5 protein-coding genes are annotated in these 7,134 nt (G+C 58.9%); 2 read left to right on the top strand and 3 right to left on the bottom strand.

The annotated features are described in order from the left end of the window. Positions 1-516 (top strand): DDE-type integrase/transposase/recombinase (locus QJT82_RS41285; RefSeq protein ID WP_281446698.1); only part of this gene is annotated, 516 nt, incomplete at its 5' end. Here QJT82_RS41285 and QJT82_RS41280 read toward each other — a convergent pair. Next, positions 461-1,345 carry a sulfotransferase gene (locus tag QJT82_RS41280; RefSeq protein WP_276559960.1) on the bottom strand — a complete coding sequence of 295 codons (885 nt, stop codon included), beginning with the start codon at positions 1,343-1,345 and terminating at the stop codon, positions 461-463. The two genes, QJT82_RS41285 and QJT82_RS41280, sit on opposite strands and share 56 nt — an antisense overlap. A gap of 967 nt (positions 1,346-2,312) precedes the next feature. On the opposite strand from QJT82_RS41280, the gene QJT82_RS41275 reads away from it, so the two are divergent. Then, on the top strand, positions 2,313-2,864 hold the full coding sequence (locus QJT82_RS41275; protein ID WP_018270242.1) for a MarR family transcriptional regulator: 552 nt from the start codon (positions 2,313-2,315) through the stop codon (positions 2,862-2,864). Between the two features lie 1,863 nt (positions 2,865-4,727). Here the strand turns inward: QJT82_RS41275 and ccoS are convergent. Together ccoS and QJT82_RS41265 are read right to left on the bottom strand one after the other, a co-directional pair. Beyond that, positions 4,728-4,946 (bottom strand): cbb3-type cytochrome oxidase assembly protein CcoS, encoded by a 219-nt coding sequence (gene ccoS, locus QJT82_RS41270; protein ID WP_018270241.1) that lies wholly within the window; start codon positions 4,944-4,946, stop codon positions 4,728-4,730. After that, positions 4,946-7,132: a heavy metal translocating P-type ATPase gene (locus QJT82_RS41265; protein ID WP_016841956.1), complete on the bottom strand. Its 2,187-nt coding sequence runs from the start codon at positions 7,130-7,132 to the stop codon at positions 4,946-4,948. Before QJT82_RS41265 ends, ccoS begins: the two co-directional genes overlap by 1 nt. Positions 7,133-7,134: the final 2 nt, after the last annotated feature.

The raw sequence follows: 7,134 nt of genomic DNA, 5'->3' as shown, positions 1-7,134 counted from the left end.
TATCTCTCGACCGTGCTTGACGACTTCTCGCGCTACATCGTGGCCTGGAGGCTTGGTCCCACCATGTGCGCTTCCGATGTCACAGCCACCCTCGACCAGGCACTCGCCGCCTCCGGTCTTGACCACATCGCCGTCGCGCACCGGCCAAGGCTTCTCAGCGACAATGGCTCGAGTTACGTGGCAGACGATCTGGCCAAGTGGCTCGACCAGAAGGGTATGCAGCATGTGCGCGGCGCTCCGTACCATCCTCAGACTCAGGGAAAGATCGAGCGCTGGCATCAGACGCTCAAGAACCGCATTCTGCTCGAAAATTACTACCTACCCGGTGATCTCGAACGTCAAGTACGGGCCTTCGTCGAACACTATAATCACCTCCGCTATCATGAGAGCATCGACAACCTCACGCCGGCCGATGTCTACTTCGGCAGGGCTGAGGCGATGCTCGCAGAGCGAAACCGCATCAAACGCGACACCATCGCAAACCGCCGCTTGCAGCATCAACTGCAGGCTGCTTAAACTCTAACCCAGATGAGCCAGAGCCTCTCTTCGCGAAAAGCCTGATCAGTCTCAAATTATCTGACGACGGACACTCATCGACGGTCCTTCTTTCAAGGATTTTCCGATCTCCAAAGCTGCTGGAGTGAAGATAATCGGCCCGAGCCGTCGACGTAGCTGCGGTGTCTTTTGGATCACAGCCAAGGCCAGCGATGAGACGCTGGATTTCCTCCTCCGGACACGCCGCCAGGCGTTCGTACTGCACCACCATCGTCTGCCGGCGATCGCGGTGCGCAGCGAGTTTGGGCAGGCCGAGAACCAGATCAGCAAGCGAAGAGGCAATAACGTCAGGCAGGCGGAGCATGAGATCAGCAAGCGAGGACAAGCTGACCGAACGGGAGCTTTTCGCCTGAAGGGGGACTCCCCAAGTCGACTTCAGGGATGCGGCAATGGCGTAGGGATTGCGCATCAGAAGAATATGCGGCGCCTCAGGATAAAGAAGATCCAAATAGTCGAGCACCATCCAGTAGCGTGGTGTCTTGTCCACGATGATGCGCTTGCCCGCCGAGGACAGATACGCACCGTACGCCGCATCCGCAAAGGCACGGCTGACGGCAGCGCGATCGATCCTGCCCAAGAACTCGGAAGTTGCCGTTTCGATCAGAGATGTTCCGGCCGGGTGACGATGGTCCACCCTGCCAAACGCCTCAAGAGCCAGCATGAGCCAAGGCTCTGGTGGAGCTGTAATTTCCGGATGCTGTTGGAGCAAATGCGCCAACAGCGTCGTTCCGGACCGTGGAAGGCCGAGCAGAAAGCAGACCGTGGCCCCGCGGTTTGCATCCTGGCTCAAAATACCGCTCCTGATGCGCTCGAGGAAAGCGCCCCCCGGACCACACACTTGTTCGCTCGAGGACGACGGCGGCCGCGCAATTTCCCATCGGCCGATCGCTCGCGACACTTTGCCATACGAGGAGGGAGGCGCCTGCAATTCATGGTCTGAATCCGTCGAATTGATGAATCGCGCAAGCGTTTTTGGCAATTGCAATCGGCAGCCTGCCGCCTACTCGCAAGGCTAGTTGTGACCAAAAGCCCGCTCAACTATACGAAGGCAAGCCGCCGATATGGAATCGGATGAGAAGACTATACTGCGGTTTATCGGGCAACCACCACACAACACTGTTGGCGAAGGCGTGAAGCGACGACACTAGCCCCAGGCAACCGAGCGTCAAGACGTATCGTCTCGGCTTCGGAAGCAATTTGCATTGGCTTCGATGATAGCCCACCGGCGGACCTCGTCGTTGAACTTGCCTTGTCGCTTATCGATCGCTTTCTGCATAATCGGCCCGATCTCATCGAGGCTGATGGTCTGCGCCCAACGGCTCGCGGTGCTGGACATTGCAGTCCGACCGCGTGGGAAGAGCAAGTCGTATCCTTTAATCAGAGGGAAAGATGGCGCGTCGAGATTTCGCGACACGCGGCGCAGATGTTCTAACGTTCCTCGCTCGAGACTTTGACCGCTCGATGATCCGGCAAAGGAGTGAGCAAGCCGGCGAGTAACCAATGAAGCAGACCATGGACGTCTCGTTGGTAGGGGCATCAATCTTACCGGCGTGTGGGATCGACCCGACAAGTGGATGCCGCCGGTTCGTCAAGACAATGAGCGCTCTGTTGCCGCAACTGCTCCGGCCAGTTCATGATTGGCACACTCCCCTTTCGTCCGTACCGTACCAAGCATTTGATTTGCCTGCTCTTACGGCGTTGTCGCCACTTCTCATTCGCGCTAAGGCAAGCTGGTAAAAGATGGAACCAGAGCTTCGATGCCGCCGGATTTGCCTGGCCCAGCAAACGCGCTTGGCAGTACCTCTACTGACGAACTGGAGACGATCCGGCCGTTCATGTGGGAGATCAGATCGATCAGTGCGTGGCTCGAAGAGCTTGCGAGATCCCGAGCCGATGTCCTTGGCATCACCGGGCCACAGTGGATGATCCTGATGGCCGTGGCCTATTTGGGGAAAGAGAATGGTGTCCCCGTCAACATGGTTTCAAAGTTGATGCACGTCGATCCTTCCTTCGTCACGACCCATTCAAAGCTGCTCGAGAAAAATGGATTCCTGCGGCGCAAGCACTGCGCAAGCGACGCTCGGGTCGTGCAGATGACGCTGACAGCCAAAACTCGTAAACGTCTGGCATCTTTGGCAGGGCAGGAAGCACTGGATGAGCTCGCTTCTGATGAATTCGGGGTTAACGGATCAAGCGAGTTCATTGCCAAGCTGGCTGCAGTCAGGCGTCGTCTGGAGAAGGTCTACCGCGAGAGCGGTTCTGGCCTTCCGAAGACCAAACGCACGTCCGTCAGAAATGATGCCACGTAGCCATGTCAACGCTTCCAGTCTTCGAGTTTTCCTTGAAGCAGCGCCGACGAAGGTGGTTGTGGTCCGTGCATACCGACGAGGGCAAGCAGATGATGACGGGCTCAGGGCGCAGCCGCTCGGCCGCCAGATATCAAGCCAACCGAGCGCTGTTTTTATTGCTGCTGAGCGCGCCGTATCGTTCCGAAGCTCGAGCTCACCAGCAGGCTGGGCGGGGCACTCTTGCGCCCAAATGATCTTCGAGGAACGCCCCACTCGCAAGGTTGTTTCTATCGGCTAACCCGTGGGCCCATGACTGCGCCGCGTCCCAATTTTTGCAGAATCCACTCTTAGGCCATAACGACGACCTTCTCAACTGTGGTCAGCCAAAGGGGACCGTCGCAGTAACAACGAGGTAGCTACGAGCCGACCCCTGATGAAAGCTGAACATTCTTGAGCGGTTTCGGGCGCGTCGTCTGTACAGACCTCGATGTGGCGGGAGCTGAATCTCGCGCTTAAGCAAATCGCGCAGAGCTGGCTTAGATCTGCGGGCTCATGTGACTTAGCGTGTCACCAGCTTTTTGCCGAGATATTGCCACAAAGCGCTTTCCAAAAATCTCATCGAAGATGCCGGACGCTCGAGGCCGCTCCGCCATCGCCAGGCTCCGCCCAGCACGTGGTGTGAAAAGCCCATCTTCATCTGCAAATCGATCGTCGGTCGAAGCCACGAAGATCTTTGACGCGCCGCCGATCGTGGACACACACGCCCTGCCCTGTGTTGGAGAAGCTCCTTGTTGAGGTAACCGCCCCTAACGTCGTAGGTGAGAAGCTCTCCTCTCATCAGCCAGCTGAGGACTCCGGGACCTCGTCAAAGCTGATCGGCTGCAGAACCAAGCGGCCAGTCCTCTGGCAGGTACACGCCGAGAAGCAGACCAGACGTTCGTCGTAGCAGGAATGCAGACTGTACTCACTGAGTTCGCTGGATTCGATCACCTCACTTTATAAAGCTCCGACAATGCTACGTTCTCGGACAGCAGCAACAATCGCGGCGCTGAAATCGATAGGAAATTACCCGGGCTCGAAGCTGGTTGATCAACGGTTGGGCGGAACCAGCTGTTGCGACACAATCCAACAGCCAATAAGGGCGGCCCGGGAGCCGCCCTACTGTAGCAATCAACAGCGCAGCCCAATTAGCTACCGCTGATGTCCCAGTCCGATTCCGAGATGTAAGGCCTTCTGGCGTAGCGCACCGACAGAGCGTTTGGTCATTTTTGATATTTTCGTGACCGGGGTCCGAGCCTTTGAATGGACCTTGAGTTCTTTGATATCTGCCTTAGTCCACTCGCGCCGCTTAACGCGTTTCTTGGTTGCTTTTTTCACAATGAATGCTCCTTTTGAGAGGAGCGGCTTCTAACATAGTTTTTTCACAGCGACGACCGTAAAAAGGAGGCAAGCATAGACCTCGCGCAAAGGTGCAAGGCTCTGTCATGTGTTCAGAAGCAATAGCTACAGCGCCTTCCCAGTTGTTAGTTTCGTGGAGGTTTTCGTATCGAGAAATTTGGCCATGAATTGGCGTATCCAGTCTCCTAATTGACACATCGTTGTTGGAACCTAGCAGGTTGTTACAAGTCTTTGAAACACCATGAGAAAGGGAATTGCGATTAGCCAGAGAACTTCAGGTAGGGTCGAGATTTGTATCCAGCTCAGAGGGGATCAGGCATTGAATCCGGCAGACACCATCGCGCTCTCATACTATGGTCATCGATAGCGAGTGGGCCACTGAGCAGCCGCTGCTGATCACGGCGCCCTGCCGCCATCAACAGGCTGCTAACCGTCCGACCTTCGCCTGTCCCACAGTTGCGGCGGTGGACCGCCTGGACGGGCGAGTTAGTACTCGCGTCGACGCCCGCTTCCACAAATGCGCTGGTCCGTTGGCACTATTTGGACCGGCACTGGAGGCTGATCGGGCTCCTCATCGGCGATGGCGCGCCAGGCCGCGCCGTCGAGATCGTCATATTGGCCGCTCTTCAGCGACCACAGAAAGCCAAGCAGACCGAGGAAGCCGAGTGAAAGGGCGAGCGGAACCAGATAGATCAGCACTTCCATCAGAGGGCCTCGCCTCTTCGCGCCCGCAGCGCGTTAAGCATGACCAGCACCGACGAGCATGACATTGCCGCGGCGGCAATCAGCGGCGTCACCAAGCCGGCGATCGCAACGGGCACAGCCAGGACGTTGTAGACGACAGCAAGACAGAGATTCTGCCGCATCAGCCGCAGCGCCCCGCGCGAGGCAATGACCGCCTTTATCACGGGCCCAAGATGCGCACCGAGGAAGATCGCATCAGCGACCGCCTGGCTCATATGGGTAGCGGTGACAGGCGACATCGAGGCATGGGCTGCTGCGAGCGCGGGCGCGTCGTTCAAGCCATCGCCGACCATCAACACCTTGTATCCCCTGCTCGTCAGATCTTCGACCCGGGCGACCTTGTCCGTCGGCGAGACGTTGGCCCGCCACTTGTGAATGCCAAGCGTCTCGGCCGCCCGCCGAACAGCCGGCTCGCGATCCCCGGAAACGATCTCCACCATGATGCCAAGGCGTGCGAGGCTTGTGACGACCTCGACCGCGTCCGGCCGCATCCTTTGCCTGATGGCAAAGACATGCCTCGCCTCGCCGTGGCTGAACGCGACGACGGAGGCCTCGGGATCATGGCACAGGATCTCGTCAGCGAGGCTGTCAGCGCCGCAGAACAAGGGGCGGCCCAGCCGGATCGGCGCGCCCTCATAGTAACCGCGGACGCCCCGTCCCGGCTCCTCTTCGATATCGGCCAACGGCTCGTTTGCGCCGGCAGCACGCGCCAGGGCGGCGGCGACCGGATGGCGGCTCGACAGCGCCAGCCGGCCCGCCAATTTGACGACATCCTCGGGAATGCCAGCGAGATTGGCGACATCGAGTTCAGGCAGCGTCAGCGTCCCGGTTTTGTCGAAGATCACCCGATCCACCTCGGCGATACGCTCGATTGCATCCCCGGCATTGAGCAGCACGCCGGAACGGAACAGTGCGCCGGCGGCCACCGTCTGCACCGCGGGGATAGCCAGACCCAGCGCGCAGGGGCAGGTGATGATCAAGACTGCGATCGCCGTGACCACCGAATTATGAAAGGTGGCGCCAGAGGCAAGCCAACCCAGCATGGTCAGGAAGGCCGTGATGTGAACGATCGGCGCATAGAGTCGCGACGCGCGTTCGGCGAGGCGCAGATAGCGCGAGCGCGCTTGCAGGGCATGATCGAGCAGCCTGGAAATCTCAGCAAGCAGTGTGCCGTCCGAGGTCGCCGCTGCACGGACGCGCAGGGTGCCGGACCGTACCAATGTGCCGGCGAACACCGCGCTGCCGGGCGTCGCGATCGCCGGCAAAGTCTCGCCGGTAATAAGGCTTTGATCGATCTCGGAGCTTCCCTCGATCACGTTGCCGTCGACTGTACAGCATTCGCCGGGGCGCACCAGCACGATGTCCCCCGGCTTGATCGCCGCCACCGGAACGGTTCTGATCTCGGTCGGGCTAATGAACTTCGCCGCAGTCTCCGCCTTGAGTGCTGCAAGGTTGCTGGCGAAGGCGCGGGTGCGTCGCCTCATGTTCTGGTCAAGATAGCGACCTGCGAGCAGAAAGGCGATCAACATGATCGCCGCATCGAAATAGGCGTGCTCGGCATGAGCGATGGTCTCGATCAGCGATGTCGCCAGGGCGAGCAGAATGCCGATGCTGATCGGAACGTCCATATTGGTTCCGCGCGCCCGCAGCACGGCAAAAGCGGAAGAGAAGAATGGTTGCGCACAATAAGCCGCGGCCGGCAGGACGATCAGCGCGGAGAGCCAATGAAAGAAGTCGCGCTGTTCCGGCAGCATATCCGAGACATTTCCGGACCATACCGGGATCGACAGCATCATCACGTTCATCGCGGCAAAGGCGGCGACGCCCAGCCGCCGCAGCAATTCCTGCGCTCTCTCCGCCTCCAGCGTCTCCGCATTGTCCCGCTGGAACGGATATGCCCTATAGCCTAATTCGGCGAGCCGCTTGACAAATAGAGCTGGATCGAGGGCTCCGGCCTTCCATTCGAGCGCCAGCCGATTATCGGTGAGGTTCACGCGTGCCGAGGTCACATCCGGAATGCTCGACAGATTGCGCTCGATCTTGCCCATGCAGCCCACGCAACTGATCCCCTCCACCGCAAGGTCAAGCTGGAGACGGCCCGCGCCTGTCCTCTTCAGAAAGTGAGAAAAGTCGATGTCGGACTGCATGT

The organism is Bradyrhizobium sp. Mp19 (genome assembly GCF_029952935.1).
In the GTDB taxonomy this organism is placed as follows: domain Bacteria; phylum Pseudomonadota; class Alphaproteobacteria; order Rhizobiales; family Xanthobacteraceae; genus Bradyrhizobium; species Bradyrhizobium elkanii.
This window is presented reverse-complemented; position numbering and strand designations above follow the sequence as displayed.

Excerpts from the sequence above, each read along its gene's own strand:
- QJT82_RS41275 (WP_018270242.1), top strand. The coding sequence starts at position 2,313 with ATGCCGCCGGATTTGCCTGGCCCAGCAAACGCGCTTGGCAGTACCTCT.
- ccoS (WP_018270241.1), bottom strand. The coding sequence starts at position 4,946 with ATGGAAGTGCTGATCTATCTGGTTCCGCTCGCCCTTTCACTCGGCTTC.
- QJT82_RS41265 (WP_016841956.1), bottom strand. The coding sequence starts at position 7,132 with ATGCAGTCCGACATCGACTTTTCTCACTTTCTGAAGAGGACAGGCGCG.